This window comes from Streptomyces sp. NPDC045846 (genome assembly GCF_056431605.1).
In genome coordinates this window covers 22,650-49,092 of record NZ_JBWKKJ010000026.1, presented here as the reverse complement: position 1 = coordinate 49,092, position 26,443 = coordinate 22,650, and the positions used below count along the sequence as shown (strand labels likewise).

Sequence of the window (26,443 nt, the reverse complement as noted above, 5' to 3'; positions counted from 1 at the left end):
CAATCCGCGAGCAGGCGTCCAGGGTGCTCTTGGGGCGCCCTTCCGCAATCGCCGTTGACTGTCCCAGGGCTGCTGAGCCGAGGGGCTGTCAGTGGCTCCCGGTTGGATGTGCCCATGAGTGTCTACGGCGCCCCGACCTCGCGGATCGGTCAACGGGCAGGGAGCGGTGACGTTCCGGTGGCCACTGACGGGTCTCGGGTGCGGCGTATGCCCAGGGCCAGGGAGTGTGGAAGTGCTGGTCAGGCTTGATCTCGGCCGCGACGGCGACGGCTACCCTGTCGCGGTGACGACCTCGCGAGTACTGTCGATTGCCCTCCAGGACACCGGTGGGCCCGTGCTGCGTCCGCTGCCCGTCGAAGCGGCCGAACTGCTTCACGAACTCGACGCTCCGCCGCGCTTGGTCGCCCATCTGCGAGCGGTCCACGACGTCGCGGGACAACTCCTGGAATGGATCGCCGCGCGCAAGCTCGATCTGGTCATCGACCCGTACGCCGTCCTCTTCGGAGCTGCCACCCATGACATCGGCAAAGTTCTGCACCCCGCCGAGTTGTCCTGTCCCGGGGCCCAGCACGAAGAAGCAGGCCGCGAGCTGCTCATGAGCCGAGGCGTCGACTCCGCCTTGGCCCGCTTCGCTGGAACACACGCCGCTTGGACCACCGAAGAGGTCGGGATGGAGGACCTCTTGGTCAGCCTGGCCGACGAGGTCTGGAAGAACAAACGGGTCACCGAACTCGAAGACCTTGTCGTCGCCAGACTCGCCACCGCGAGCGGAAGGCCGGCCTGGGAGGAGTTCCTCGACCTGGACCGTGTGCTCGCTCGCATCGGCGCCCAAGCCGATGAGCGCCTCGCCTTCCAGATGTCCCACCCCACCACCGCGAGCAGCCGCCAAGCGCCCAACTTCCCCTCCGCACTCACGACATGGTTCGCGAAGAACGCAGGAGCTCTCCGAGCGTGTGGGAACACCGCCGAGCTTGGGCACTCACCAGAAGACGGCCGCCCCAAGAGCAGCGCATGGCTGACCGTCGAGGCCGGGAACCGGGGTATCCAGATCAGCGTCTGGAGCAGCGGTGAAGCCGAATTCGACTACGTGGACCTCGGTAGTGGTGACCACAGTTGCGAGCACCGAGTCCTCCAAACAAACCAAGAACTCCATGCTCTCTGCGGCACGTTCCTCAGATCCGCACTCGGCTGGGTCGCCCCCGACTCGGCTGGCTGATCACGAGGGGTAGGACTGGCTTGGACACGACTCGGGGGCGGAGACCCACCTCAACAAGCGCCGCACGATGGTGCTGGAGCGGGTTGAGTCGTCGACGTCGACGTCGGCGGAGGCCGAGGACGGCGACGAGGCGGTGAGGGTTGACGGACGGCTCAACCGCCGCCTGCCCGTCTCCTCACCGCCCGGCGCGCCCACCTGCGTGCGGGGGAATCAGGTGCGCATGGACGCGGTGGGGCTGACGTACGTATCACCAAGTCAGTTGCTGTATACCGTCGTTGACCGCGACCGAGGGCGCCTCCCGCTGGGGGACTTCAGTGAGACCGTCGACCAGGAGACGCACCGCCTCTTCACAACACCGACCATCGTCCAGGAGCACGGCGGGGTGCTGGCGCGTCTGTGCAGCGCCTGAGGCGCAGTCTGGTCCTGAATGGCCTCGGCAGCCTCTGCGGGGCCGTTCAGGTCAGCGCGGCCAGGCGGCCATGGCCAGGTCGGCGACCGCGGACAGGTCTGCTGTGGAGGCGCCGTCGCGAGCCTGCTGGGACATGCCCTGCACGACGGCCGCGAAATACACCGCCAGCGAGCGCGGGTTGGCCTCCGGAGGGAGCTGACGTCCGGCCTGGGCTGCGGTCAGGCGTGCGGCGAAGCCCTCGATGTCGGACCGCCTGCGCTCGCGCAGGTCGACGGCGATGTCCTCGTCGTCGGGCGAGTAGTTCGTGGCGGCCGAGACGATGAGGCATCCGGCCGGGTGCCCGGGATCGGTGTAGTGGACGGCGGCTTCGCGCAGCATCCGCGCGAACCCCTCCCGTACATCGGTCTCCTCCTCCAGCGCGCGTCCCATGAAGGCGCCGAAGGTGTCGCCGTAGCGGTCGGTGACCTCTGCGAAGAGCTCACGCTTGCTCTGGAAGGCGGCATAGAGGCTGGTCGGTGCGATCCCCATGGCCTTCGTCAGGTCGGAGATGGAGACCCCCTCGTAGCCGTGCTGCCAGAACAGCACGGTGGCGGTCAACAGGGCCTGGTCCCGGTCGAAACCTCTGGGACGTCCACGCTTCACAGTCATGTCATGAATTTTACAGCGATCGATACGGAATGCGTGTAGGCTACTTCTGTAGTCATCCCTAAGGAAAGGTTCTGTGTGTGAGCACCTTCGCGGGCAAGACGGCCCTGGTAACCGGTGCGAGCCGAGGCATCGGCCGAGCCACCGCGGAACGTCTCGCCGAGGCCGGCGCCCTCGTCGCCGTCCACTACGGACACAACGAGCAGGCCGCAGCCGACACGGTCGCCGCGATCAAGGCCAAGGGAGGCAGCGCCTTCACCCTGCGCGCCGAACTGGGAGTGCCGGGCGACACCGACACCCTGTGGCAGGAGTACGACCGCCAGATCCTCGACCACGCCCCCAGCGCGGAAGTCGACATCCTCGTCAACAACGCCGGCATCACCCCGCGCGGCCACATCGAGGAGACCACGCCGGAACTCTTCGCCGAGGCCTTCGCCGTCAACGTCCGGGCCCCGTTCTTCCTCACCCAGGCCGGCCTCAAGCGCCTGCGCGACGGCGGACGCATCATCAACGTGTCCTCCGGAGCCACCCGCATCGCGCTGACCGACATCATCGCCTACGGCATGACCAAGGGCGCCCTGGACACCCTCACCCTGACCCTCGCCAAGGAACTCGGCCCGCGCGGGATCACCGTCAACTCCGTGGCCCCCGGCATCATCGACACCGACCTCAACGCGGGCTGGCTGCGCGGCAACGCCGAAGCCCAGGACGCGGCAGCCCAGCTCTCGGCGCTCGGCCGCGTGGGCACTCCCGAAGACGTGGCCGACATCGTCGCCTTCCTCGCGAGCGACGCGGCCCGCTGGATCACGGGCCAGGTCGTCGATGCCACCGGCGGCAGCCAGCTCTGACCCACCACGCGACGCGGCCGTGGCTGACCACGGCCCAACCGTCCCACGCAACAGGACATGGCCCTCGTCTGGGAATCCGCGGCCGACGCCGACGTCCTGTTGCAAGGACCCGCGATGTCCATCTACGGCCGCGCCCCAAATCATTGCTGGGCATTCGACCTCGGCTCCTCGGCCACATACCGGGGCCCGCGGCAGGAGTGAGTGTGACCTACGTCAGCTCCGGTTCCGAGCTGCTCATGATGACCGTCGTGCGGATCGCCCCCTGATCTGGAACGCGTGGGCTGGGGTGCAACGTCAGGCGTGTTCGGAGGATTGGCTCGGTGTCGCGCGGCAGAGCTGGGCCTGTACTCCGACAGCCCGCAGCAACCGGACGGCCGCGACCCGCTGGTGGCGCGGACGGTCCTCGGCCAGGAGTCCGCGCAGCAGCTCTTGCGGTATGCGGTCGGCCCACGACAGCAAGGCCGCGGTCGCCTGGCGGACCACCGCTGCCGACGGGTCGTCCAGAAGCGGTCGTACGTCGTCGACGTGTACTGCCTCCAGCGCCCGCAGCCCGGCCACCGCGCAGGCGCGTACCGCGGGAAGCGGGTGTGCGAGGAGCGCGCGAAGCCGGTCGGTGTCCTCGCGCAGGCCGCACTCGCCGAGGCCCACCGCGGCGGCGGGCCGGTCGGCCGGGTCGGCGCACAGCGCGCGGTACAGCGGTACCGGGTCGATGCCACCCTGCCGCAGCACCCAGCGGGCACACGCCCGCACGACGGCGGACCGGTCGGTGAGGTACGGCTCGGCGTCGGAGTGTCGCCCGGTCCGGCGCAGCGCGGTCACCCCCGCCGCCCTGACCCGCGACTGACGGGAGGCGAGCAAAGGCGCCCCGATCTCGGCGAACTCGTCGAAGGCGCCCTCGCCGATGGCGGCCACAGCCGCGGTGGCGCACAGGTCCTGCAGCACGACATCGGGGTGGCGGGCGGCGGTGCGGGCGAGCCGCGCCGCGGGCAGCAGCCGTCGGTCGAGGGCGACGCGGTACGCGAGGCGGGCCGTGGCCCGGTCGTCGCTGTCGAGCAGCGCCTCAGTCTGTGCGGCCGGTCCCGCGCGCAGTGCCTCGGTCAGCAGTTCCCGGGCGAAGCCGCCCCGGGAACGGTGGCCGACTCGCAGGATCAGCGCGGCGTGCGCGGCGAGCCCGTGCGGGGTGGCCTGGGCCAGGAGCGCACGAGCCTGCTCACGTACGGGCGCCACCCAGTCCGCGCAGCGGATGACGACCAGCGCGAGCAGCGCGGGCCTCCCCTCGGCGCATCTCAGCGCGGCCTCGCGGATGCGGCCGTCGGGGTGGCAGAGAGCGAGGGCGAGTTCGGCGTCACCGGGCCTTCCGAGCCAGGTCACGGTGGGCAGCGATGCACCGGGTTCCCAGCTCAGCCGCCGCCCGGACGCCGACGCGTTGGAGTGGAACAACTCCGGCCGCTGCCAGGCGAGTTCGCGCACCCCGAAGTCGAGGCCGATCCAGGACTCCGGGTCGGTGACATCGAGGGCCTGGTCCAGGGGAACGTCGGCAGCCAGTCGGCTGACGGCCTCGTACGACTCGTCTTCGCTGGTCACCATGGGGGAAACCTAGTGAACCCGTGCTGCCGCAAGCCGGTGCCCCCGGGCGCGGGCCGCCTCGCGGTGACAGGACGCCTGTGTCACCGTCGGCGTCCGTCGCGCTCGGCCTCTCGCGGGTCAGTCCGGCAGCCAGTGCAAGTCGTGCGCCAGGGTTTTGGCGACGGCACGGACGCGGTGGTGCAGGGGGGACTGTTCGCGGGGGAGGACGAGGTGGATCGTCAGGCCGGGTGCGCCTCGCAGGGGGCGCCAGGTGAGGCCGGCCGGTCGTGTCGTGGCCGCGGCTTCTCCGGCCGGGGCGAGGGTGGCCCCGTCGTACAGGTCGCGCTGGGACAGGTCGAACGAGACTGCGGGGGTGTGGAATCGGGGGTGTGGTCGGACGTCTCGGAACAGTGCGGCGAGCTGATCGTGGATGACGGGGTTGGCCGCGCGGTCCGGGAGGCGCAGTGGGTACGCGGCCGCGTCGGCGATCTCGATCTCGGGGTGTTCGGCCAGCGGATGGTGCTGCGCCAGCTGGACCCCGACGCGCTGGCGCCGCAGCGGGAACCGGCGTACGCCACGGCCCGGCTGTTCACCGCGGGTGATCCCGGCATCGAGGCGGCCGTCGGCGACCGCGGGGGAGATCTCCGGTGTCGCCATCGGGACCGCGCTGACCTCGAATCCGCTGGTCCCGCGAAGCAGCCTGTCCACCAGGGCCGGTGCCGTCTCGGCCCCGGCGGACAGGCTGTATCCGATGCGCAGCGTGCCCAGTTCACCGGCCGCGGCGCTGCGAGCGGTGTCCCAGGCCCGGTCCAGCGCCGCCAGCGCGGGCGGCGCGGACTCCGCCAACGCCGCACCGGCCGTGGTCAATGCGACGCTGCGGGTGTTGCGGACCAGCAGGGCCGTACCGAGTTCCGTCTCCAGTCGGCGGATCCGGGCGCTGAGTGCGGGTTGTGCGATGCCGATGCGTGCGGCCGCGCGGGTGAAGTTCAACTCCTGTGCCAGCACCAGGAAGTACCGCAGGCTCACCGTGTCCGGTGCCACGTGCTCTCCCCGCCGATTGATAACGATCGGTTCTGAGTCTATCCCGCACTGGTCTTTCCCTCGCCCGTGCTTCCCGTCCTAGCCTGCGGATATGGCGCTCCCGCTGACGGCGGTACCCGTCGCCGGGATCGATCGATCTGCGTGTCCATTCGGCGTCGGACGTGTCCGGCCGACCACAGGAGGCTTTCCATGGCCAAGGGCTACTGGGCCAGTGTCTACCCCGCCGTGTCCGACCCCGAGAGGCTGACCGCCTACAACAGGCTGGCCGGTCCGGCGGTCCGGGCCGCGGGCGGGCGGGTCCTGTCCCGTGACGGTCGAGTCGTCGCCCACGAGGCCGGAATCACGCAACGCGTCGTACTGATCGAGTTCGACAGCTTTGAACAGGCCGTCGCGGCGTACGAGAGCGAGGCATATCAGAAGGCACTGGTGGCGCTCCCCGACGGCTTCGAGCGCGACTTCCGTATCACCGAGGGCGTCAACTGACGTGTTCACTAACATTGTTGAGTATCTGTCACCTCTGGTGGGGTCAGCCCCATCCCGGAGTTGTACCCGGTGTCCCATCACCCCTTCCTGCCCCGCTCTGTTCAGGACCGGCCGGGCAGGGTGGGGAGGTAGGTGGGCGGCTTGCGCGCCGGGGTGGCCTTCTCGAAGGCGTACGCGTAGCTGAGCAGACTCGCTTCGCTGTAGCGCGTGCCGAGGAAGGAGACGCCCAGCGGCAGCGTGTCCCGTGCGTAGCCGGCGGGCACGGTGATGTGGGGGTAGCCGGCCACCGCGGAGTCGCGGGTGGAGCTTTCGAAGGGGGTGGGGTCGAGCGCTGCGACGCCAGGAGCGGGGATGCCGGTGGGGGTGACGATGGCGTCGAGCCGGTGCTCGGCGAGTATGCCGTCGATGGCCTGACGGGCCTGGCGGGTCGCGGCGGTGCGGTGCTGGAGGTAGGCCGGGGCGTTGACGTCTCCGTCGGTCTTGTCGGCCATCTCGAAGAGTTCCTGCCCGAACGTGGGCATCTCGACGGCGGAGTTCCGCTGGTTGAACGCGATGAGTGCGGCGAGGTTCTCGGGGTGCGGGCCCGGGGTGGCGGCCAAGTAGGCGTTGAGGTCGTGCTTGAACTCGGTCAAGACGGCGGGAAGCATGTCCTTCCGCATCATGTCTTTGGAGTCGGCCACGTCCGCGCCCTCGATGACGGTCGCGCCGAGCGCCCGCAGCCGCTGGACAGCCGCGTCGAAGGCGCGGTCCACGTCCGGGTCGATGCCGGTGTGTCCCTTGCGCCACACGCCGATGCGTTTGCCGCGCAGGGCGTTCGGGTCGAGCACCTTGCGGTAGTCGGAGGGAAGGGCCGTGTCGGCGTCGGAGGTGGCCTTGTCGGTGGTGTCCGATCCGTGGATGGCCCAGAGCGCCAGGGCGGCGTCGGTGGTGTTGCGGGCGATCGGGCCGGCCGTGTCGTGGCGGCTGGTGATCGGGATCATGCCGCTGCGGCTGACCATGCCGAGGGTGGGCTTGATGCCGACGGTGGAGGTGACACTCGCGGGGCACACGATGGAGCCGTCGGTCTCGGAGCCGATGGTCACGGCGGCCAGGGCGGCCGCGGCGGCGACGGCGGAGCCGCTGGACGATCCGCAGGGGCTCCGGTCGAGTACGTAGGGGTTACGGGTCTGGCCGCCGGTGGCGCTCCAGCCTGCCGTCTGCTCGGGGGATCTGAAGTTGGCCCATTCCGACATGTTGGTCTTGCCGAGGACCACCGCACCGGCGTCGCGCAGTTTCTGTACCAGGTAGGCGTCGTGGGCCGGCTTGGTGTGCAGCAGGGCCGTGGAGCCGGCGGTGGTGGGCTGGCGGTCGGCGGTGTCGATGTTGTCCTTGATGAGGACGGGAATGCCTTCCAGTGGTCCCCGCATATGGCCGGTGCGACGCAGCTCGTCGCTCTTGCGTGCAAGGTCCAGTGCGTCCGGGTTCACGGTGACGACGGCATGCAGGCGGGGGTTGAGGCGATGGATCCGGTCCAGGTATGTCTGGGTCAGTTCTCTGGACGTCAGCCGTCGGCCCTTCATGTCCTCCTGGAGGTCCAGGATCGTCGCGCGGTCCAGTCGTGCGTCCAGCCGTCCGTCGTGCTTCCCGTTGTTCTTCGCGGAGTTCGGGGCCGCTGTGCCCGTCGCGTCCGTGGAAGCGGCCGGTCGTGATCCGTCGTCCGGTGTGCAGGCCGTCAGGGGAACGAGCAGACAGGCCGCTGACAGTGCGATCGCCGTGTGCCGTCGCGTGGTTCGAGTGAGCGAGCGCATCAGTTGCTTCTCCTGGAGGCGAGTGAAGGAAGGCCTTGTGCCGTACGAACGAGGCTAGGAACGGCGTCTTCTCGGCACGACGGGGACGGCTCCCGTTCGGAGGTGATGCGGACTACACCTCCCGCGGTGGTTGCCCGTTGTCCGCATCACGCACGAGGAGGGGGTGTCCGGCTCGTTGCCGGACACCCCCTCCTCAGCTGCTCTCGCCGCTACGGGTCACTTCCTGTCGTTGGTCAGCCAGAGTCCCAGCGCCGATCCGACGAAGACGACGCCGGTACCGACTCCGGCCAGGATCCTCGTGGTGCCGGTGTAGTGGGCGAAGGTGCTGACGTAGACCGCCGCCACGGTGGAGACGAGGAGCAGCAGCCAGAGCACGGGCTTCATCAGGGGTTCCTCCTGTTGTGCGCCCCGGCGGCCCGGTGGGCGGCAGGGGTGGGATCTCTTACGCCGTCCACCTTCGCCCCGCGCCCCCGGTCGGCACATCGGACTGTTCTCCCGAACCCGAGGTGTAGCCCGCTACACCACACCCGGACGGCGACGGAGGCGCCGCCGTCCTCGTCGCGGGTCAGGCGTTCAGGTAGGCCAGCACCGCGAGGACCCGGCGGTGGCCGCTGTCGCCCGCCGACAGGTTCAGCTTGGCGAGGATGCTGCCGATGTGCTTGCTGACGGAGCGTTCGGTGATGAACAGGTTCGTGGCGATGGTGGGGTTGTCCAGGCCCTGCGCCATGAGTCCGAGCACTTCGCGTTCCCGGGGGGACAGTGCGTTGAGCGGGTCGCGGCGGCTCATCAGCTGGGAGACGACCTCGGGGTCCAGCGCCGTTCCGCCCGCGGCGACGCGCTCCAGCGCGTCCTGGAACTCCTCGATGTGTCCCACCCGGTCCTTGAGCAGGTAGCCGATCCCCGAGGCGCCCTGCGCGAGCAGTTCGGCGGCGTAACTCTCCTCGACGTACTGGGAGAGCACCAGGAGCGGCAGGCCGGGCATGAGTCTGCGGGCTTCTATGGCGGCCCGCAGGCCCTCGTCGCGGAATCCGGGCGGTAGCCGGACGTCCAGGACAGCCGCGTCGGGCCGGTGTTCCAGCAGGGCGGGGACAATTTCGGGCCCGCTTCCCACGACGGCCACGATCTCGTGCCCGACGTCCTCCAGGAGCAGAATCAGGCCCTCGCGGAGAAGGACGTTGTCCTCCGCGATCACGATCCGCACGGCAGTACCACCTCAATCGTCGTTCCGGAACCGACAGGGCTGTCGATCCTCGTTGTACCGTCCAGGGCGGCGACCCGTCGACGCACCCCGGCGAGTCCGCTGCCGGAGGCGGAGCCGGGCGCGGCCCCGCCGCACCCGTCGTCCCGCACGACCACGTGCAGCGTGGGGCCGTCGTAGCGGAGCGACACCTCGGCACGGCCGGCGTTGCTGTGCCGGGCGATGTTGGTCAGCGCCTCGGCGACCACGAAGTAGGCGGCCGCCTCGACCGCGGCGGGGGGACGGCGGTCGGTCTCGGGCAGATCCAGGGTGGTGGGGATCGGTCGCCCTGCGGCGAGCGAGCGGATGGCACCGTTCAGCCCCCGGTCGGAAAGGATCGGCGGGTGGATGCCGCGGATGACCGTGCGCAACTGGACCAGTGCTTCGTCCACGGTGGTCCTGGCTTCCAGCACCATCCTTCTGGAACTCTGCGGGTCCTTCTCGAACCGACGGTCGGCCAGGGCCAGGCGCATGGCCACCGCCACGAGCTGCGCCTGGGTGCCGTCGTGGAGGTCGCGTTCGATCCGCCGGAGTTCCGCCTCGTGCGCCTGGAGGGCCTCCGCGCGCGAGGTGGTCAGCTCCTCGATCCGCCGGCCGGCGCCGGTCCAGGTGCCGAGCATGATCTCAGCGATCCACGTCTCCAGCTTCACCGCGGCGGGAGCCAGCCAGAAGAAGAGGGCCGCGAAGAGCCAGACACACACCGCGGACAGGACGATCGCCTGCATCCAGGTGGTGAGGGGGGCCGCAAGGAGGGTGAGGGTTCCGCCGGGAAGGGTCCACCACCACAGCGGGATGGAGATCGTCAGCAGCAGACTGAGCAGAACTCCCAGCACGAGCACGGGAAGGACGAGCCCGACGACACCGTGAACCAGCATCCATGCCGTGTCCTTGCGGGTGGCCGGGGACCGCAGCAGTTGGAGCGTTCGCTGGTAGGCATTGCCCTCGGGGATGGGGTAGGGCCGGCGTACGGGGCGGCGGAGGACGCGTTCGGCGCGGCGGCGCTCGGCATCGGTCAGGGCGCGCAGCGGACGCACCGCCCACGGCAGGACCGGCGCGAAGACCAACGAGAAGCAGACGAGGGGCAACAGAACGTAACCAGCCAGGCTTGGCAGAGCGGTACCGAGTCCGCCCAGCAGATACCTCGTGGATCGTAGGCTGCGGAGCGCTCTTGCCTTCATGACCATGGAGCAAGACGGTACTTCACGGGTGTTCCCTTGTCATAAGTGTCCGCTACACCTGGCTGGTGGAGCCTGCTACACCCCCGGATCGGGGGCGGGACCGCTGCCGTCCGCCCGGCTCCCGCGATTACGTTCGGTACTCGTTCAGACCGATCGAGGAACCGAAGGACCCACCATGCAACCGATGACGACGACCCGGGCCACACCGTGCGCCGTGTCACTGGAGGAGGTCTCCCAGTCCTATGGCGCGGTGACCGCGCTTGACCGGGTCAGCTGGGGGTTCCGCAAGGGCAGCCTCACCGCGATCATGGGCCCCTCCGGATCGGGCAAGAGCACCTTCCTGCACTGCGCCTCCGGCCTCGACCGGCCCACCAGCGGAACCGTACGGCTCGGCGATCTGGACATGGGCGGCCTCCGCGAGACGGAGTTGACCCGGCTGCGCCGTGAACGGATCGGGTTCGTCTTCCAGGGCTACAACCTCATGCCCTCGATGGACGTCGAGCGCAACATCACCCTGCCGCTGGCCCTCGGCGGCCGCCAGGTGGACCGGCGTTGGCTGGACGAGGTCGTCCACCGCGTGGGGATGGCCGACCACCTGGACCGGCTTCCGGCACGACTGTCCGGCGGTCAGCAGCAGCGCGTGGCGGTCGCCCGGGCGCTGGTCACCCGCCCGGAGATCGTCTTCGCCGACGAGCCGACGGCCGCGCTCGATCCGAGGTCGGCCGAGCACGTCCTGAAACTGCTGCGTGACGCGGTCGACGAGATGGGACAGACGGTCGTGCTGGTCACCCACGACCCGGCGGCCGCGGCCTGGGCCGACAGCGTCGTCTTCCTGAGCGAGGGCAGGATCGTCGACGAGCTCACGAGTCCCCGCGCCGAAACCGTCCTGGCCCGTTGGAGCACGCTGTGAGGCGTGGGATCGCCGCCGGAGTGGCGGCGGCACTGTTGTGCGCGGCTGCGCTGACGGGCGCGTTCGGGGTCCTGCTGGAGTCCGCACTACGGGCGCACGGATCAACCGACCGCTACGCGCACGCCGTGGCCGTCGTCGCCGCGAGCCAGCGCGTCGAAACCGTACGGGACGACCGGACCGACGTCAGGCCCCTGGTCGAACGGGCCCGGGTACCGGTATCGGTGGCGGACCGGGTACGCGCCGTACCGGGAGTCACCGGGGTGGTCGCGGACGTCTCCATGCCGGTGGTCACCGCCGACGGGGCCGTGCGGACCGGCCGCGGCTGGGACGCGACCGCGCTCACCGCAGTCGAACTGAGCGCCGGCCGGGCGCCGCGGGCGGACCACGAAGTCGTGGTGGACTCCCGCAACGGCAAGGCCGTCGGCGACACCATTCGCCTCCAGGCCGGCGGCAGAGCGCCGGAGCCCTACCGGATCAGCGGTCTCGCGGCCGGCCGGTCCGCCGCGGACCACGACGTCTGGTTCAGCCAGCGCACGGCACAGGCACTCAGCGGCAGCCCCGAGCGCGCGGACGCGCTGGTCGTGCTCGGCACGGAGAAGACGTCACTCCAGGCACTGCGGGAAGCCGCCCCCGGTCTCGTCGTCGCGACCGGCTCGGGCCGCGGCGACGTCGAGAACCCGCAGGTGCCGGCGGCACGACTCGACCTGATCGGCGTGTGCGCGTCGATCGGCGGCGTCGCCCTCCTCGTGGTGCTCCTCATCGTGACGGGCCTCCTGGACGTGTCCGTACGCGACCGGACCCGCGAACTCGCCGTCCTGCGCGCCATCGGAGCCACCCCACGCCAGGTCCGCCGGGTGATCGTCCGCGAGACGCTCAAGGTCGCGGTACCGGCGTCGCTCCTGGGCGGTCTGCTGTCGCTGGGGCTCGGCTCGGTGCTGCACCGCTTCATGGCCGAGCGGGGCGTCCTGCCCCCGGGTCTCGATCTCGTCCTCGGACCGTTGCCCGTGGTCGGCGCCCTGGTGCTCACGGTCCTCACCGGCGTCGGCTCCGCCTGGCTCGCGGCACGACGCATCTCCGTAATCCGGCCGGCCAAGGCGGTGAGCGAGACCTCCACCGAGCCGACCCGGCTTCCGCGCTGGCGCATGGTCACCGGCCTGATCTTCCTGGTCGTCGGTCTCGGCTCGGCCGCCACCGCGTTCGCACTCGGCGGGCAGGTGGCGAGCGCGGCCATGGGCGGACTCGTACTCTCCCTCATCTGGGCCGCGGCGCTGCTGGGCCCCTGGATAGCCCGGGCGGGCATCCTGGTCCTCGGCCCGATCGTGCGTCTGCTGTTCCCCGTCCCGGGACGGCTCGCCACCGACACGGCGACAGCCGCGGCCGTGCGCCTGGCGTCGGTCATCACACCGATCGCGCTCGCGCTCTCCTTCGGCGCCAGCCAGCTGTTCGTGCAGACCACCGCGGTCAACGCCACCCGGACGCAGGCAGCTGCGGGTCTGCGCGCGGACAACGTCCTCGTCTCGAACGGGCCGGGCGTGCCCCGGGCCATGTACCCGGAAGTGGAGAAGGCGGCCGGGCCGGGCACCGTCACCGCGGTGAAACGCACCCTCGTGGTGATGCAGGTCGCCGACCAGCTCCAGTCCCTGCCCGCCCAAGGGATGGAGGGCGCCCTGTCGAACCTGGACCCAGGCGTGAAGGCGGGCTCGCTGCAGGAGTTGCGCGGCAGGAACACGGTCGCGCTCAGCTCTAACGTCGCCGGCCCGGCCGACGTCGGTTCGACCACGTCCCTCTGGCTCGGCGACGGCACCCGGATCCACCCCAAGGTGGTGGCCGTCTACGACCGGGGCCAAGGCTTCGGGGACGTCCTGCTGCCTCACGATGTGGTCGCCGCCCACGTCACCGACGCGGGCCACGACGACTACCTCCTGGTGAAGGGAGGGGCCGACCTGCGACCGGTGCTCGACCGCTTCCCCGGGACCCGTGCCGCCTCCGCCGGACAGTACAGCGCGGCTCTCACCGAGAAGGCCCGCCAGGAAGGCCTGCCCGGGCTGTTCGCCGTCGCGGCGATCTCCCTGTTCACCCTGATCGGCGTCACGACCACGCTGGCCGTCGCCACCGCGTCCCGCCGTCGTGAACTGGCCCTGCTCCGGCTCATCGGCGCAACCCGCCGCCAGGTTCTGGCCATGCTGCGGCTGGAGACCTTCCTCGTACTCGGTACGGGAGCCGCCGTCGGCACCCTGGTCGCGGCGGTGACGCTGCTGACCTTCGGCGGCGCGGTCACCGGTCTGTCCGCGCTGTCGGTGTCCCCCACGGTGTGCGCGGCCGTACTCGGCACGGTGTTCCTGTCAGGCACGGCGGCCGTCATGCTGCCCGCCCGCCGGATGGTGCGCCGCCGAAGGTCTCCTCGCATCTCCTAGCGAAACCATCCCGCCTTCCCCATGCTCCCCCCGTCCTCGAACGGGGGCAGGAAAAGGGGCCGTTCCATCACGCCCCGCGACCCTCACGGGACCAGGCCGACCGACCGGCAGTCCCGTCGCACCACGACCACCTCTCTCCGACCCACTGAAGTCGTGGCCTACCAACAGGAGTTGTTCCATGCACGCACGTGTATCGCCGAAGTTTCGTCCCACTCTTACGCGGGGTGGCCGGGGGAGGGCCTTGCTCGCTGTGACCGTACTCACCGGGGTCGTCATGGCCTCCGGCGCGCTGTCGCCGTCCGCGGCTTTCGCCGCCCGGCCGGACGCGGTGCAAAGCAGCCTGAATGCCTTGGTGGCCGACGATGGGATGCCTGCCGCGTTGGCCAGTGTGGTGGATCGTGAGGGGCGGGTGCGTGACTACACCGCGGGTGTTGGTGATCTCAAGACGGGGGCGAGGGTGCCCAGGGACGGGCAGGTGCGGGTCGGCAGCAACACGAAGGCGTTCACGGCTGTGGTCGCTTTGCAGTTGGTCGCAGAGAAGAAGATCGCCCTGGACAGCCCGGTCGAGACCTACCTGCCCGGTCTGCTGCGCGGTGACGGGATCGATGGGCGTCACATCACGGTCCGTCAACTGCTCCAGCACACCAGCGGCCTGCCCGAATACCTCGACAAGCGCGCGGTCCTCGAAAACCCGCAGAGGTACTACGAGCCGCGCGAGCTCCTTGACGGCGCCCTCGCGCAGAAGGCCCACTTCTCCCCGGGCACGAAGTGGGAGTACTGCAACACCAACTACCTGGTCGCGGGCCTGCTCATCCAGAAGGTCACCGGCCGCCCGCTGGGCGAGGAGATCAACCGGCGCATCGTCGACCGCATCGGACTGCGCCACACCTACTTCCCCACCCCCGGCGACATGACCATCCGCGAGCCCCACCCCAAGGGCTACCACCGGGACACGGCCGACTCGCCCTGGCGCGACGTCACCGAACTCGACCCGTCCTGGGGCTGGGCCGCGGGTGCGGTGATCTCCACCAACAGCGACCTCAACCGCTTCTACACCGCCCTGCTCGGCGGCAAACTCCTGCCCCCGGCCCAGCTCGCCCAGATGCGCACCACCGTTCCCGCGGGCAGCCCGGGCGTCCGTTATGGACTGGGCCTGATGAGTACGCCGTTGCCGTGCGGCGGCGTGTACTGGGGCCACGGCGGCACCATTCCGGGATCCACCACCATGGGAGGTGTCACGGAGACCGGCCGTGCGGTCAACATCGCACTCAACGCCCTCCCGGCGGACGACGCCACCGAACAGCACGTGCAGACCGCCGTCGAAACGACCCTGTGCCGCTGAAAACCCCCGCTGCCCCCACGGGAAAGCCGCTGCTCCCGCACCCAACCGCCCGATGAGGGCGGGGCGGACCCCTGGCGCCACTGGCGCTTGACGGTATCGGTCGCCGCTCCCGCCCGCGGGAACGGCGACCGATACCCGGCGGCCCCGCGCTCACGAACGTCGCCGGGGCTACCGGAGCGAGGGGCCGTCAGACATGGCCCCACATCCCGCAAAGGCCCCTAAAAAACTGGCCCCGGAGCCGAAATCCGCCACCGTCGCCGGGGCGCAGACCGACTCACTCGCATGCTCTTACCAACTGTCACGACGGGAGTTGTTCCATGCACGCACGTGTATCACCGAGGTTTCGTCCCACTCTTACGCGGGGTGGCCGGGGGAGGGCGTTGCTGGCCGTGACCGTACTCACCGGGATCGTCATGACCTCCGGCGCGCTGTCGCCGTCCGCGGCTTTCGCCGCCAGGCCGGACGGGGTGCAAAGCAGCCTGAATGCCTTGGTGGCCGATGATGGGATGCCTGCCGCGCTGGCCAGTGTGGTGGATCGTGAGGGGCGGGTTCGTAACTACACCGCGGGTGTTGGTGATCTCAAGACGGGGGCGAGGGTGCCCAAGGACGGGCAGGTGCGGGTCGGGAGCAACACGAAGGCGTTCACGGCCGTGGTCGCGTTGCAGTTGGTCGCCGAGAAGAAGATAGCCCTGGACAGCCCGGTCGAGACCTATCTGCCCGGTCTGCTGCGCGGTGACGGGATCGACGGGCGTCACATCACCGTCCGTCAACTCCTCCAGCACACCAGCGGCCTGCCCGAATACATGGAGTCTCCGGTCTTCGCGGACTTCCCCTCCGTCCGGTACCGGTACTTCGAGCCGCGCGAGCTCCTTGACGGCGCCCTCGCGCAGAAGGCTCACTTCCCGCCGGGTGCGAAGTGGGAGTACAGCAACACCAACTACCTCGTGGCGGGCCTGCTCATCCAGAAGGTCACCGGCCGCCCCATAGCGGAGGAGATCAAGCGGCGCATCGTCGACCGCATCGGACTGCGCCACACCTACATCCCCGCCGCCGGAGACACGACCATCCACGAGCCCCACCCCAAGGGCTACGAACGCGAAGTGGCCGACGGACCTCTGGTCGACTACACCAATATGGACATGTCCATGGCGTGGTCTGCGGGTGCGGTGATCTCCACCAACAGCGACCTCAACCGCTTCTACGCAGCCCTGCTCGGCGGCAAACTCCTGCCCCCGGCCCAGCTCGCCCAGATGCGCACCACCGTCCCCGCAGAGGCACGCGGCCCAGGCGTCCGCTACGGACTGGGCCTGACCAGCACGCCCCTGTCGTGCGGCGGCGTCTACTGGGGCCACGGCGGCACCGCCCTGGGCTACCGGACACGAGGAGGCGTCACAGAGGACGGACGTGCCGCCAACGTCGCGGTGACCACCACCCCGACGGGTGCGGCCTCCCAGCACGTGGAGGCCGCCGTCGACACGACGCTGTGCCGCTGACCCGGGCAGAGCCGGGCGATGCGGGCCCGCGGGATTGCCGACGCGTTCGGCAGCAACGCCCCAAGTACCCGGCATCGAGGGCCAGTTCACCGCGCACTCGGCCGAGGACGGAGCCCCGTGATCGATCTCGGTCCCGTCCGGAACCTTGGTTTTCCGCGGTGCGGGGGCGTGGTCAGCGGGCACGTTCACATCGGATGCGGAAGGCGCCCGCGGCAGCCGCCAGGACTGCTGCCTCCGCGGCGCGTTCCGGGAGTTGCGGGTCCGGATCGGCTCGCAGGAGCATCAGTTGGTGGTAGAGCGGTGCCGTGGCGGCGATCAGCAGGCTCCGCGCGTCCGTGTGGCGTGAGGTGAGTTCACCGCGCTCGACGGCCCGCTCGACGAGGATCTCGCACTGGGCGTACCGGTCCGTCCACAGCTGGGTCTGGGCCCGCGCGGCCTGCTCGGAGTGGAACGAGGCGGCCATCAGGGCGAGGGCGAGCGACGGCCGTACGACCAGGGATTCCTGGATCTCCTGGTTGAGGGCGGTCAGATCGCCGCGCAGCGAGCCGGTGTCCGGTGGCCGCCAGTCGATCTCGCCGACGGCGTCGATGACGTCGACGAGCAGGCCGCCGACATCGCGCCAACGCCGGTAGACCGTGGCGCGGTGGACTCCGGCCCGCGTCGCGACACCTTCCATCGTGAGTTCTTCATGACCGCGTTCCGCGAGTTCGGCGCGTACCGCATCGAGAACCTGGGCGCGGATGCGGGCGGTACGACCGCCCGGACGGCGGTCCGGCTTTGTGTCGAGTGGGTCTGTCATCGGCAATCAGTATCCGGTTGTTCGAGGCGGCAAAGCCGTGTCAGCATCTTAACGCGACAGTTGTCGCTCTACTTCTAACAGAGAGGAACCCGCTTCCGCGATGCCGCCTGTTCCCGCTGACCCCACCGTGCTCCACCCGATGCCCGAGCACCCGCGCGTGGTGCTGCTCAAGCCCCTCGTGACGTCGCCGCTGATCGAGGTCGGTGACTTCTCCTACTACGACGATCCCGAGGACCCGACCGCCTTCGAGACGCGCAACGTCCTTTACCACTACGGTCCCGAGCGGCTTGTCATCGGCAAGTACTGCGCCCTGGGGACGGGCACCCGGTTCATCATGAACGGCGCCAACCACCGCATGGACGGCCCTTCCACCTTTCCGTTCCCCACCATGGGGGGCTCCTGGGCGGAGCACTTCGACCTGATCACCGACCTGCCCGGCCGGGGCGACACGGTCGTCGGCAACGACGTGTGGTTCGGCCACGGCGCCACGGTGATGCCGGGAGTCCGCATCGGTCACGGCGCGATCATCGCCGCCGGCGCCGTGGTCACCGGCGGCGTCCCCGACTACGGCATCGTCGGCGGCAACCCCGCCCGGCTCATCCGCACCCGCTACGACGCCCCGGACATCGCCCGGCTCCTTGCGGTGGCGTGGTGGGACTGGCCCGTGCAACACATCACCCGTCACGTACGGACGATCATGTCGGGAACCGTCGCCGACCTGGAGGCGGCCGCCGCGCAGCTCGACCGGCCATAACGAGCAGGCCCGCCTCACGCAGTGGGGCCCCGACAGCGTCGTCAGGCCGTCGCCCCGTCGTTGAAGGCGTGCACGTCCTCGCGTCGGAAACCGTCGTGAGCCCCTGGGGCGTGACCGCGAGTGGATCGGACAAGGGAGCAGCGCTGCGTTCGGCTTGACGCGACGCAGCAGCCCCGGAGGGCAGTTGTCGGCCGGGCCGGTCAGGCGCCGACGCACGGGTGGGTTGCCATGGCAGAGCGTAGCCCGACGGTTGATGGCCGCCGGGGCTCGTGAGCTGTGGGGCTCGGGATTATGCCTTGTGGATCTTCCAGTCGGCGACGTTGCTGCCGCGGTTGTAGTAGGCGTTGGTGCAGACGTCGAGTTTGTCGCCGTCGGTGGCGTTCTGGTTGGTCTCCAGGAAGCCGCCGTTGTCGTCGTAGGTGTTCCACAGGTGGACCACGTCGCCGACCCGGACGTTCTGGTCGCCGGGCGAGGAGGTCTGGGCGAAGATCCGCCAGCGGCCGCTGCCCGGGGCGCGGTCCTTGGACTCCGCAGTGGACACGTCGTACTTGCCGCCGGAGGACTTCTGTACGGTGCTGGCGTGGTTGGCGGCATCGAGGTAGCCGCCGTCGCCCCCGTAGAGGTTGCGCAGGTGGACCAGGTCGCCGCTAAGGACGGGCTGTCCTGCCGCCTTGCCCGAGGCGGAGACGAGCTCCCAGGTACCCGTGCCCTTGCCGCGGTCCGGGCTGTCGGCGGTGCGCACGTTGTGCTTGAGACCAGCAGTGGGGCTGTTGTTGATGGTGTCGAGGTAGCCGCCCTGCCAGCCGTTGTACCCGTTCTGCAAGTGGATCTGGTCGCCGTACTTGAGCTCGTTCGCCATTCGAATTCCCCTCCGCGGACGACGTACGTGAGACCCCTTCGCCGGGCCGTTGCCAGTCCAACACCCGGCGGGGCGTGCGCAATCCTGCCAAGACCCTCCGTATCCGGGATGAAGTTCAGGAGTTTGTCCAAAACTCGCTTGGTTCATTTCGGGCCATGAACCGGACAGAACATGCGGAGTTGGGTCTCAGGCCAGGCGAGCCGACCCGGCCGTCGCCCGCAGCTCCTGGCTGATCCGTGCTGACCCGTCGTCAGCGCGGTGAGGCCGTGCGAGGTGGCCCATGTCACCAGCACGCCGACTGGGATCTGTGTGACAGCAAGGTCGGGGACGCCGGCGTCGGCTTCTCCGTCGGCCACAGGGAAGCCCGCCTGCTCGATGGCATACCGAAGCTGCGTGAGACAGGTCCGGCGGAGTGCGGGGTACCGTCCTACGCTCGCCCGAGACCACCCAACGGCAGAGTGATCTCCATGACGACTTGAAGGCCAGCGGCCGCACGCACGTCCTGGCGCGGGGGCGCGACTGGTTGGTGTGTTCGTGAGTGGGTGTGTTCGTGAGGGTGACCGCTCGATCTGGCCGGTCACAGTTTGCCGGAGACCACTCCGCGCCATGTTCATCCCGCTGCGAGGACCGTGTCTTGGAGGGGGTTCTTCATGTCCGAGCTGTCGAGGTGGACGTCTCCGTGGTCTTCAGACCGCCCTGCGGCCCTCGGCCGAGCGTCCAGCGTCGGGATCGCGCCGGTCGCCCTGGCGGTGGTCACAGACGCCAGCTGCGAATCCTTTCCGCGCAGGCGAAGACGTCGGTGCCTGCGCGCACGTCACGGGCGAGGTCGATGAAGCCGCCGTACGGTTCGGCGAGGCCTTCGCCGGATGCCTGCATGTAGGAGATCGCGACGAGCGCGGCGAAGGTCGGATTCCGCGCGGGCAGCGGCCGCACGCTGACGATCTCGTGGAAGAGCGCGGCCGCCCGCCAGGAGGCGTCGGGCAGGTATCCGAGCTTGGGGGTGTTGACCTTGTGGCGGGCGACCGCGGCCACCAGGCCGGAGAAGTCGCTGACCTCCAGGGCCTTCGGCAGGAACTCGGACTGCCGTTCCAGCAGCCATGCCACGTCGATGTAGAGCTCCGGCGGCATCGGTCAGGCGGCCCGAGAGCCCGAGGGGGTGTCGGCATCGGGCTCTTCGTCGGGGAAGGCGGCCGAGAACTCCTCGACCAAGCCCGACTTCTGCAGTTCACGGAAGCGGGCCGCCGCCAGCTCCAGGCGGGGGTCGCGCTCAGCCACCTCCGTGAGCAGGGCGGTGACCGTGGTCTTCTCCGCTTCGGCGCGCAGTCGAAGGCGCTCAGCCGTATCCGAGCTCACCCGAATCGTGATCTTCTCCGTCTTCTCACCCATACACAGCACTGTACGGCACGTGCCATACGACGGCCAGGGTCGCTGCGATGCATGGTCGAGAGAGGATTTGCGATCTTCGAGTGGGGAAGCCCGGTGCTTTACAGCCGCCGCGCCAACGGCCGGACTCCAGCGGCGAGTTGCCCGCGCGTGGGCAGGCATGGGGAGCGGGAGAACGGCCCGCCCCAAGGCATCACGGCCCGAGTTCACCAGACTCGGAGTTGGGTGTCCTCGGATATGGCGGTGGTGATCAGGTTTTCGGGGACGGTCGGTACTGGGGTGGGCGCGGACGCCATCAGGGTCAGGGGTCTTTCGCGGCGTTGCGGCCCCGGTGGATGCGGCCGCGACCGGGCGCCGGTCTGCCGACGAGTACCGGGTGACTGTTCGTGGTGGTCGTCGTTCACCGGCATGTGAAGACGACCAGGATGATCCGTGTTGTCGCTGCCGTTTGCATGACGGTGGCCGCAACGGCAGGGGCGGCTCCCGCGCAGGCTGGTTTCGCAGCGCCTGCCGCTCGGCAGCCCACCGACGAAACCTGCAGCCCGGAGACGGACAGTTACAGTCCCGACCGATGGACCTCAGCGCGCTGGAAGACGTGTCTCGGCACCTCCGGCGGGTCTCACGGCTCCTTCCAGGCGAAGTGCTGGGGCGGGCAGGTCATCGGCTGGAGCCAGATGAGCTGCCGTGTCGCTGGACGGTTCGAGATCCGTGACGGACAGAAGAAACTGGTGAAGAGCGGTGGTTTCGGGCTGGTCTACAACGGGCTGATCGACGAGCCCACGGTCACCACCAACGCCTTCCGCTTCAACTGTGACGGAAGGGCTCATGGTCGGTTCACCTTCAAGACCTTTGGGACCAAGGCAAAACTGACCGGAAACCACAGCAACTACGAGGCCGCCAAAATCCCCGACACCACCGTCACCCGCCCCATGTGCTGAACAAGCCCGCGTGCTCCTGGGATTGCCCGGGGGTTTACCGCCTACGGAGCGGCGGCGAGGGCCCCGTCCTGCCGGGTGCGCCGGGACCGGCTGATCCAGCGCCGCGGGCGTGGCACGAGCACGGCGGCGTTCCTCCATGACAGTTGGGGGCGTCCGCCGTCGCCGGCTCAGCGCGCGCGGCGACTGACGAGGAGTACGGAACGCTGCTGACCACGTGGGAAGCGCGAGCGCGGGAGCCCGAGGGACCGGCGGGCCGATTCTTCGACGAAGGCCGCCCGGCTACGCCCACCGGGCGGGCGGCGGACCGTGCCGGTCGCTGCGAAACAAGCATCCTGGCCGCGGCCGGCGTGGCGGTCAACGTCCAGGTGTAGGTGGCTTGGGGAACGTCCCGTCCGTCCTTGTCCTTCCCGTCCCACGTGGGAGCGACCAGACCACGCGACAGGCCGCCGCTCAGGGTGCGCACGAGCGTGCCGGTGCGCTTCCGCGTCTATGGGCTCGCTGACCGACAGCGGGCCGGTCACGGTGAGGTCCTGGCTACGCGGTCGGGGAATGTGGTTGGTCGGGAGCTGTGGGAGGGGCGGGTGCTGCCCAGCCGCGCAGGATGGCGTCGATGGTTGACCGGAACGCGATGTCGGCTGTGGCGCCGTTGAGGCTGCCGGTGAGTTCGAGGGTCACGAGTCCGTGGAGGGCGACCCACAGCGAGACGGCGATCTGTGTGGTGTCGCCGGCGAGGAGGTGGGCGGCCACGGCGCGGTCGATCGCCGCGACCAGCGGCCGTACCGGGTCGTGGTCGCCGACCCGGGTCGAGGGGACGAAGGACTGCGCGCCGCCGAACAACACGGTGTACAGGTGGCGGTGTTCACGTCCCCAGTGGCGATAGGCCGCGGCCAGCGCGTCCAGGTCCTTGAGAGCGTTCTCCGCGCGGGGGACCGCCGCCAGGTGCTGGAACAGGCCCGCGACCGCCTGGTCGCGCACCTCGCTGACCAGGCCGTCCTTCCCGTTGAACAGCGTGTACACCGCGGCAGTCGACGTACCGGCGGCGGTGGCCAGCGCGCGCACCGTGACCGACTCCCGGGGGCGGGTGGCGAACATCTCGGTCGCGCAAGCCACGAGGCGTTCTCTGACGGCGGCGTCGTTCGTTCTCGGTCTTCCCACGGCAGCAGTTTAGCCGTACTGATAACATCGTTTCAAAACGGCGTTTTAAAACACTGGGGGAAGTGCCATGCCACCATCCGTCATACGTTCCTTGCGCTTTGTCGGCCGTCTGCTGGCGGCTGTTGCCCTGGTGGCGGGGCTGGCCGCCCTCTTCCTCGCACTGATCGTTGCGACCGATGGCCGGGGGTCAGGGCTCGCCGCATGGTCCGCAACCGTGGGGATCGCGGTGGTCGTGGCGCTGTGGTGGGGCCGCCGCCGGTCATGGCGGGGGCGGCTGGTGCCCTTCCTGCCGGTGTTGGTGGCAGCGGCCCTGACCCTGTCGGTGTGCGTCCCGACCGTTCCGACGACGCGCCGCTACCCGCCCGCCCTGTCGTTCGTGGCCACCGAGCACTGGCGCCTGTCCACGGGCAGCAGGGTCGCGGTCTACCACTACCCGCCCACCGGCAACAGCCCCCGGCACAGCGTGCCGCTCGTCTACCTCAATGGCGGGCCGGTGCGCGGCATCTCGCTCCTTGACCACCACTTCCTGCAGCGGCTCGCGGGACAGGGCTACGACGTCTACACCTACGAGCAGGCCGGCGGTGGACGCAGCGACCTGCTGCCCATGAGCCAGTACGCGATCACCCGATCCGTCCAGGACCTCGGTGCCTTCGCCGGCAAGTTCGGGACGGGCGGCGTCGACGTCCTGGGATTCTCGGCGGGCGCGGTCGTGCTCACCCGCGCCCTGGCCGACCCGGCCGTCGCCGTCCACCTGCACCGGGCGGTCATCGCCGAACCGGGACCGATGGACGGCCCGACCGCCCGGATCGCAGGGCACAAGGGCAGACCGTCCGCTCGCGACATCGCACCGGCCATGACCGGGCCGCGCTCCACACATGTCCTGCGGTACGCGGTCGCGTTCGGCCTCATGCGGCTCGGACTGCTCAGCCCGGACAACGGGCTGACAGGGCAGGCGGAGGGGGACAATGCCTTCACCGCCGCCGATCTCGGCAGCGACACCGCGTCCGGCTACTGCGCGCGGGACGCACACCGCATCCCCGTCGAGGACACGGCGGGCAACTTCAGCTTCAGCGCCGCCGCGAGCCTCCGCATCCAGCGGACAGTCATGGACTCACCCTCCATCGCCCCTCAGCTGAGCCGTTCCCGGACACCCGCGATGCTGATGATCGCCGAATGCTCCTCCCAGATCCGGCAATGGGAGACGACCGTCCTCGCGGAGGACCCCGCCGTCCGGCGAACCCAGTACATGCCCGGCGTCGGCCACCACATGTGGAACGGTCTGGGCGACAACGACCAACGAGCAGCGGCTGTCATCACCGCATTCCTCCAGGACGAACCCGCCCCCCTGCCCAACTACCCCACCCGAGCGGACATCCCGGCCTTCCTCCGCGACCACAGGTAAGCAGGCCCGCGAACGTGCAGAGCGAGCGGGCCTGTGACGGCTGCCCCCGCAGTTCGCGATGACGAGGCGCAGGATATTCGCTACTGCAATCAGACCGGCTGGATCACGATCTTCAACGGCACCGCGACTGAGATGGGTCGCGTGGTGCGCGTGGAGGGCTGGGATCACGACCGAGTGCGCCGTGCCGGGCGCTCAGGAGAAAAACCGGGCAAGCCTCCCGCAGTTGGGGGTCGAGCCGGGCCATCAGGCCGATCGTGGCCGTTCGGGTCCCTGCGAGGGTGGCGAGTTCTCCGCTGGTTTCGTCCTGACGGGTTGGCGTGCGCTGGGAGCCCTACGCCCTGGCAATGAGGTCGAGGGTCTGCGGCCCGGTGGCATGGGCTCCCGTCCGGCTACCGCCCGCGCTCGACCGGCGCAGGAGCGGACCGTTGTGCGTCCGCTCTTGCCGTCGCACTCCCTCGGGGCTGTCTGAGAAGCCGACCGAGGCATTACCGAGGCGTCGGTCGCATAACCGAAGAGCAGGTCAACCCGGCATATCCGGCCATGTACTGCATGGCGAGAAAGATCACCACTCTGTGCGATTGCGATACCGCCGTCGGTCTTCGGCGGTAGCGTGCCGTCGCTGGCGTGATGGCCCATCAGATCGGTTGCTGGAACAGGCACGCTGAGCAGCGCAGACGCGGTCTGTGACTTCCCGGTTGCCCGCAGGTGGCCTCGTGCGGGCCCAGCAGGAGGGGATCATCGTGGCATTCACGCCAGGCAGGACGTACCGGATCCGCAACAAGGCGAGCAACGGTCTGGTTGTGACACCCAAGAACTGGGCTTCAGGTGAGACCCAGCTCCAGATCTATGGGCTGCAGACCGATGGCAACCGCATTAGGCAGATCTGGCACGTGATGCCGCTGGACAACGACGATGTCATGATCGTCAACAAGAAGACCGGCCTCTGCTTCAACGTCCACCAGAACAGCACGGCCCCGTCCATGGGTGTCCAGCAGTACGACATCCAGTCGCCTGCGGTGAACTCCTCGCAGAAGTGGATGCTCAGGCCCGCGACAAGCGGCTACTACACCGTCGTCAACAAGAAGAGCGGCCTGGAACTGACACCCCAGAACTGGGGCACGTCGCCGTCGACCAACCTGCAGCAGTACACCCCCGGCGGGCCCGGCGAGCGGGAACGTCAGTACTGGGCGCTGGAGGTGGAGGACGAGTACCCGCAGATCACGGGCCTCAGGCCGGTCGACAGGGACCCCAACGACATCGGGGACGTCATCCGTCTCACGGGCTTTACGGAGCCGTCGCGGGACACCACCCCGGAGGTGCTGATCGGCCAGCTGGCCGTGCCTTTCTTCACGATCGGGGACTCCTCACCCCAGTGGCAGGTCGACAACAGCCCGTATTACATCCTCAAGCGCTACGGCTACTGGCAGAAGGTGTTCTTCTACGAGCACCCCGGCACCAGCAGGGTCACGAAGACAAAGAAGGTCACGGTCGGCCTGACGACGAGCACCGGCAAGACCGTAGAAGAGACGACCGGCATCTCGGTGACCGCTGAGGCGTCGTTCGCCTACAAGGGCTTCTCCGCTTCCCTGAGCACCACCTACAGCCGCGAGCTGAAAGTCACCACCTACACCGGCGAGGTGCACGAGCACTCCACCGAGGACACGATCGAGCGGGAGTACCAGGCCGATCACGTGAGGATCGCCGAGTGCCTCTGGTACAGGGGAGACCGCTACACCGTGGAGCGCATGGACGGCACAAAGGTCCTGGAATGGAACACCCTTAACCCGGCGGTCGAGGTTCTGGACGGCCACCGAGGCTGACGCCTGCCGGACGCGGCCACCACGCTGATTACCCGTCAGGTCACCTATGGCGGTGCTCGGCTGCCGAGCACCGCCATGGGGAGTCCCCCTAGCTGCCGGAGACTTTCGGCGTCTCACCCGCGGCGGCCCATCATTGGTTCAGCGTGTGGAGGAAGGCGGGCCTGTGGCGCTGGCTGCATCGTGCGGTCCTGCACGAGCTCGGCGCCGGGGCGAACCGGACTGGACCTCAGGTATCGCTGACGCGGCGAGCCTACGGGCGAAAAAAGGGGCTCGCTGACCGGGCCGAACTCGGTCGACCGCGGCAAAGAAGGGCAGCAAACTGCACGTAACTTTCGGAGGCTCAGGGCATCCCGCCGGCCATCGCCGTGTCCGCCGCGGACACGAACGACACCCTGGGACTGAAGCCGCTCGTACCCGGGATACCAGCCGTCCGCCCCCGGCGGCGCCGTCCTGCCAAACTCCGGGCAGACAAGGCCTACTTCGCCGCCGACACTGCGCCCGGCTACGCGGGCGCGGCATCATTCCGCGCATGGCACGGCCGGGTACCGGATCCAGCGAACGGCTCGGCCGCCACCCCTGGAAGATCGAACGGTCCATCGCCTGGCTGTTCCGCTGCCGCCGCCTCACCGCCCGATACGAACGCAAGAGCTCCCACTTCCCGGCCTTCCGCGACCTTGCAGCCGCCCTCACCTGCTAAAGAAACTCACAAAGATCACCACGTGGGACATCCTCCAAGGCTCCGGGGCTGAAATTGGAACGCTGTA

25 protein-coding genes are annotated in these 26,443 nt (G+C 69.3%); 13 read left to right on the top strand and 12 right to left on the bottom strand.

The window, feature by feature from the left end:
* Positions 1–232: 232 nt before the first annotated feature.
* Both AC07F3_RS39550 and AC07F3_RS39545 read left to right on the top strand, forming a co-directional pair.
* Positions 233–1,216 (top strand): HD domain-containing protein, encoded by a 984-nt coding sequence (locus tag AC07F3_RS39550; RefSeq protein WP_479119766.1) that lies wholly within the window; start codon positions 233–235, stop codon positions 1,214–1,216.
* A 67-nt stretch (positions 1,217–1,283) separates the two neighbouring features.
* On the top strand, positions 1,284–1,625 hold the full coding sequence (locus AC07F3_RS39545; protein ID WP_479119765.1) for a hypothetical protein: 342 nt from the start codon (positions 1,284–1,286) through the stop codon (positions 1,623–1,625).
* A gap of 51 nt (positions 1,626–1,676) precedes the next feature.
* On the opposite strand, the gene AC07F3_RS39540 is transcribed toward AC07F3_RS39545, so the two are convergent.
* Positions 1,677–2,273 (bottom strand): TetR/AcrR family transcriptional regulator, encoded by a 597-nt coding sequence (locus AC07F3_RS39540; protein WP_479119763.1) that lies wholly within the window; start codon positions 2,271–2,273, stop codon positions 1,677–1,679.
* Positions 2,274–2,350: 77 nt separating this feature from the next.
* Here AC07F3_RS39540 and AC07F3_RS39535 point away from each other — a divergent pair, with 77 nt between their 5' ends.
* Entirely contained in the window at positions 2,351–3,118 is a 768-nt protein-coding gene (locus tag AC07F3_RS39535) for an SDR family NAD(P)-dependent oxidoreductase (protein WP_479119761.1), read from the top strand.
* A gap of 294 nt (positions 3,119–3,412) precedes the next feature.
* On the opposite strand, the gene AC07F3_RS39530 is transcribed toward AC07F3_RS39535, so the two are convergent.
* Positions 3,413–4,705 carry a hypothetical protein gene (locus AC07F3_RS39530; RefSeq protein WP_479119760.1) on the bottom strand — a complete coding sequence of 431 codons (1,293 nt, stop codon included), beginning with the start codon at positions 4,703–4,705 and terminating at the stop codon, positions 3,413–3,415.
* A gap of 117 nt (positions 4,706–4,822) precedes the next feature.
* On the bottom strand, positions 4,823–5,725 hold the full coding sequence (locus AC07F3_RS39525) for a LysR family transcriptional regulator (RefSeq protein WP_479119759.1): 903 nt from the start codon (positions 5,723–5,725) through the stop codon (positions 4,823–4,825).
* A gap of 189 nt (positions 5,726–5,914) precedes the next feature.
* On the opposite strand from AC07F3_RS39525, the gene AC07F3_RS39520 reads away from it, so the two are divergent.
* Positions 5,915–6,208, top strand: coding sequence for a DUF1330 domain-containing protein (locus AC07F3_RS39520; RefSeq protein ID WP_479119757.1), 294 nt, complete (start codon positions 5,915–5,917; stop codon positions 6,206–6,208).
* A 101-nt stretch (positions 6,209–6,309) separates the two neighbouring features.
* Here the strand turns inward: AC07F3_RS39520 and AC07F3_RS39515 are convergent, their stop codons facing one another.
* The 4 genes from AC07F3_RS39515 to AC07F3_RS39500 all read right to left on the bottom strand — a co-directional run bounded on the left by AC07F3_RS39515 (position 6,310) and on the right by AC07F3_RS39500 (position 10,410).
* Positions 6,310–7,995 carry an amidase gene (locus AC07F3_RS39515; RefSeq protein ID WP_479119756.1) on the bottom strand — a complete coding sequence of 562 codons (1,686 nt, stop codon included), beginning with the start codon at positions 7,993–7,995 and terminating at the stop codon, positions 6,310–6,312.
* Positions 7,996–8,211: 216 nt separating this feature from the next.
* Positions 8,212–8,379 (bottom strand): hypothetical protein, encoded by a 168-nt coding sequence (locus AC07F3_RS39510; protein ID WP_479119755.1) that lies wholly within the window; start codon positions 8,377–8,379, stop codon positions 8,212–8,214.
* A gap of 181 nt (positions 8,380–8,560) precedes the next feature.
* Positions 8,561–9,196 (bottom strand): LuxR C-terminal-related transcriptional regulator, encoded by a 636-nt coding sequence (locus tag AC07F3_RS39505; protein WP_479119754.1) that lies wholly within the window; start codon positions 9,194–9,196, stop codon positions 8,561–8,563.
* Complete coding sequence (locus tag AC07F3_RS39500; protein ID WP_479119776.1) at positions 9,184–10,410, bottom strand: sensor histidine kinase; 1,227 nt, start codon at positions 10,408–10,410, stop codon at positions 9,184–9,186. Before AC07F3_RS39500 ends, AC07F3_RS39505 begins: the two co-directional genes overlap by 13 nt.
* 184 nt (positions 10,411–10,594) lie before the next feature.
* On the opposite strand from AC07F3_RS39500, the gene AC07F3_RS39495 reads away from it, so the two are divergent.
* From AC07F3_RS39495 to AC07F3_RS39480, 4 genes are all read left to right on the top strand, one after another.
* Positions 10,595–11,320, top strand: a complete 726-nt coding sequence (locus tag AC07F3_RS39495; protein WP_479119752.1) for an ABC transporter ATP-binding protein — start codon at positions 10,595–10,597, stop codon at positions 11,318–11,320.
* Positions 11,317–13,734: an ABC transporter permease gene (locus tag AC07F3_RS39490; protein ID WP_479119750.1), complete on the top strand. Its 2,418-nt coding sequence runs from the start codon at positions 11,317–11,319 to the stop codon at positions 13,732–13,734. The genes AC07F3_RS39495 and AC07F3_RS39490 overlap by 4 nt, the downstream gene beginning before the upstream one ends.
* Before the next feature lie 178 nt (positions 13,735–13,912).
* Positions 13,913–15,076: a serine hydrolase domain-containing protein gene (locus tag AC07F3_RS39485; RefSeq protein ID WP_479119749.1), complete on the top strand. Its 1,164-nt coding sequence runs from the start codon at positions 13,913–13,915 to the stop codon at positions 15,074–15,076.
* Between the two features lie 383 nt (positions 15,077–15,459).
* A complete protein-coding gene (locus AC07F3_RS39480) occupies positions 15,460–16,569 on the top strand; it encodes a serine hydrolase domain-containing protein (RefSeq protein ID WP_479119774.1) in 1,110 nt (369 codons plus the stop codon).
* A 172-nt stretch (positions 16,570–16,741) separates the two neighbouring features.
* Here the strand turns inward: AC07F3_RS39480 and AC07F3_RS39475 are convergent, their stop codons facing one another.
* Positions 16,742–17,368 (bottom strand): TetR/AcrR family transcriptional regulator, encoded by a 627-nt coding sequence (locus tag AC07F3_RS39475; RefSeq protein ID WP_479119748.1) that lies wholly within the window; start codon positions 17,366–17,368, stop codon positions 16,742–16,744.
* A gap of 100 nt (positions 17,369–17,468) precedes the next feature.
* Between AC07F3_RS39475 and AC07F3_RS39470 the strand changes: the two genes are divergently transcribed.
* Positions 17,469–18,122 carry a CatB-related O-acetyltransferase gene (locus tag AC07F3_RS39470; protein WP_479119747.1) on the top strand — a complete coding sequence of 218 codons (654 nt, stop codon included), beginning with the start codon at positions 17,469–17,471 and terminating at the stop codon, positions 18,120–18,122.
* A 289-nt stretch (positions 18,123–18,411) separates the two neighbouring features.
* Here the strand turns inward: AC07F3_RS39470 and AC07F3_RS39465 are convergent, their stop codons facing one another.
* The 3 genes from AC07F3_RS39465 to AC07F3_RS39455 all read right to left on the bottom strand — a co-directional run bounded on the left by AC07F3_RS39465 (position 18,412) and on the right by AC07F3_RS39455 (position 20,367).
* Positions 18,412–18,981: a hypothetical protein gene (locus AC07F3_RS39465; protein ID WP_479119746.1), complete on the bottom strand. Its 570-nt coding sequence runs from the start codon at positions 18,979–18,981 to the stop codon at positions 18,412–18,414.
* A gap of 753 nt (positions 18,982–19,734) precedes the next feature.
* The gene (locus AC07F3_RS39460; RefSeq protein WP_479119745.1) at positions 19,735–20,109 is read right to left on the bottom strand and encodes a toxin Doc; all 375 of its coding nucleotides are present in this window, start codon (positions 20,107–20,109) and stop codon (positions 19,735–19,737) included.
* A gap of 3 nt (positions 20,110–20,112) precedes the next feature.
* Positions 20,113–20,367, bottom strand: a complete 255-nt coding sequence (locus AC07F3_RS39455; protein ID WP_479119744.1) for a hypothetical protein — start codon at positions 20,365–20,367, stop codon at positions 20,113–20,115.
* A 383-nt stretch (positions 20,368–20,750) separates the two neighbouring features.
* On the opposite strand from AC07F3_RS39455, the gene AC07F3_RS39450 reads away from it, so the two are divergent.
* Complete coding sequence (locus AC07F3_RS39450) at positions 20,751–21,302, top strand: hypothetical protein (RefSeq protein WP_479119743.1); 552 nt, start codon at positions 20,751–20,753, stop codon at positions 21,300–21,302.
* Between the two features lie 534 nt (positions 21,303–21,836).
* Here the strand turns inward: AC07F3_RS39450 and AC07F3_RS39445 are convergent.
* Entirely contained in the window at positions 21,837–22,457 is a 621-nt protein-coding gene (locus AC07F3_RS39445; RefSeq protein ID WP_479119742.1) for a TetR/AcrR family transcriptional regulator, read from the bottom strand.
* Between the two features lie 214 nt (positions 22,458–22,671).
* On the opposite strand from AC07F3_RS39445, the gene AC07F3_RS39440 reads away from it, so the two are divergent.
* From AC07F3_RS39440 to AC07F3_RS39430, 3 genes are all read left to right on the top strand, one after another.
* Complete coding sequence (locus AC07F3_RS39440; RefSeq protein ID WP_479119740.1) at positions 22,672–23,859, top strand: serine aminopeptidase domain-containing protein; 1,188 nt, start codon at positions 22,672–22,674, stop codon at positions 23,857–23,859.
* A 740-nt stretch (positions 23,860–24,599) separates the two neighbouring features.
* Positions 24,600–25,679, top strand: coding sequence for an RICIN domain-containing protein (locus tag AC07F3_RS39435; protein WP_479119739.1), 1,080 nt, complete (start codon positions 24,600–24,602; stop codon positions 25,677–25,679).
* A gap of 529 nt (positions 25,680–26,208) precedes the next feature.
* On the top strand, positions 26,209–26,376 hold the full coding sequence (locus AC07F3_RS39430; protein ID WP_479119738.1) for a hypothetical protein: 168 nt from the start codon (positions 26,209–26,211) through the stop codon (positions 26,374–26,376).
* The last annotated feature ends 67 nt before the right edge of the window (positions 26,377–26,443 follow it).

Bases quoted from the DNA above. Each gene is read 5' to 3' on its own strand.
- AC07F3_RS39545 (WP_479119765.1), top strand. From the start codon at position 1,284: ATGGTGCTGGAGCGGGTTGAGTCGTCGACGTCGACGTCGGCGGAGGCC.
- AC07F3_RS39540 (WP_479119763.1), bottom strand. From the start codon at position 2,273: ATGACTGTGAAGCGTGGACGTCCCAGAGGTTTCGACCGGGACCAGGCC.
- AC07F3_RS39530 (WP_479119760.1), bottom strand. From the start codon at position 4,705: ATGGTGACCAGCGAAGACGAGTCGTACGAGGCCGTCAGCCGACTGGCT.
- AC07F3_RS39520 (WP_479119757.1), top strand. From the start codon at position 5,915: ATGGCCAAGGGCTACTGGGCCAGTGTCTACCCCGCCGTGTCCGACCCC.
- AC07F3_RS39515 (WP_479119756.1), bottom strand. From the start codon at position 7,995: ATGCGCTCGCTCACTCGAACCACGCGACGGCACACGGCGATCGCACTG.
- AC07F3_RS39510 (WP_479119755.1), bottom strand. From the start codon at position 8,379: ATGAAGCCCGTGCTCTGGCTGCTGCTCCTCGTCTCCACCGTGGCGGCG.
- AC07F3_RS39500 (WP_479119776.1), bottom strand. From the start codon at position 10,410: ATGAAGGCAAGAGCGCTCCGCAGCCTACGATCCACGAGGTATCTGCTG.
- AC07F3_RS39495 (WP_479119752.1), top strand. From the start codon at position 10,595: ATGACGACGACCCGGGCCACACCGTGCGCCGTGTCACTGGAGGAGGTC.
- AC07F3_RS39485 (WP_479119749.1), top strand. From the start codon at position 13,913: ATGCACGCACGTGTATCGCCGAAGTTTCGTCCCACTCTTACGCGGGGT.
- AC07F3_RS39475 (WP_479119748.1), bottom strand. From the start codon at position 17,368: ATGACAGACCCACTCGACACAAAGCCGGACCGCCGTCCGGGCGGTCGT.
- AC07F3_RS39470 (WP_479119747.1), top strand. From the start codon at position 17,469: ATGCCGCCTGTTCCCGCTGACCCCACCGTGCTCCACCCGATGCCCGAG.
- AC07F3_RS39465 (WP_479119746.1), bottom strand. From the start codon at position 18,981: ATGGCGAACGAGCTCAAGTACGGCGACCAGATCCACTTGCAGAACGGG.
- AC07F3_RS39460 (WP_479119745.1), bottom strand. From the start codon at position 20,109: ATGCCGCCGGAGCTCTACATCGACGTGGCATGGCTGCTGGAACGGCAG.
- AC07F3_RS39455 (WP_479119744.1), bottom strand. From the start codon at position 20,367: ATGGGTGAGAAGACGGAGAAGATCACGATTCGGGTGAGCTCGGATACG.
- AC07F3_RS39430 (WP_479119738.1), top strand. From the start codon at position 26,209: ATGGCACGGCCGGGTACCGGATCCAGCGAACGGCTCGGCCGCCACCCC.